Raw genomic sequence first — 641 nt, forward strand, 5'->3', positions numbered from 1 at the left:
TCCAGGAAGCCTACCGGGGATGCAATGCTCACCGCGGAGATCTGTTGTGCTGCTGCCATCGTTCTGTTCCTTCGTCTATCGTCTCGTCTGCGCCGTCGTGGCGTTTCTTGAATGACAATTTAAGGAAATGCCGCAGATGCACAATCCCGCGCTTCGTCAATGCCGCTATGCAGCATCTGCATGGGTGACGCAGGGTAGGCCTTTGTAATTGGACAAGATTTTCCGCGGCCCGTTGCGCAGCTGTATAATTTCCGGGCATGCAGCCACGCTCAGCGCATGGCTTGTGCGGCTGTGGATTGACACATCTGCCGCCCTGTTGATGCGGCAAACGCGCAGGCCGGGTTTCCTGCGCGCGGGCACACACATATATATGGGCCGGATTTGACGCAGGAGAGCAGCAATGAGTGTCACACAGGAACAGATTCGCGCGGTGCTGGAGCGGCTGGCGCTGCCCGATGGCGGCACCCTGGTCTCCCGTGACATGCTGCGCGCGCTGCGCATCGAGGGCAGCAAGGTGAGCTTCGTTATCGAGGCGCCCAGCCCCGAGATCGCCAAGCTGATGGAGCCGCTGCGCAAGGCCGCCGAGGCCGCGGTGCAGTCGCTGGAAGGCGTTGAAACCGTCTCCGCCGCGCTGACCGCCC

General features: G+C 61.6%; 1 protein-coding gene. It reads left to right on the top strand.

What is annotated here, in order from left to right; all coding sequences use genetic code 11:
• Window positions 1-400: 400 nt before the first annotated feature.
• Window positions 401-641 (top strand): iron-sulfur cluster assembly protein (locus RA21_RS21820; RefSeq protein WP_039152725.1); only part of this gene is annotated, 241 nt, incomplete at its 3' end.

The organism is Leisingera sp. ANG-DT, from assembly GCF_000813785.1.
GTDB lineage: Bacteria > Pseudomonadota > Alphaproteobacteria > Rhodobacterales > Rhodobacteraceae > Leisingera.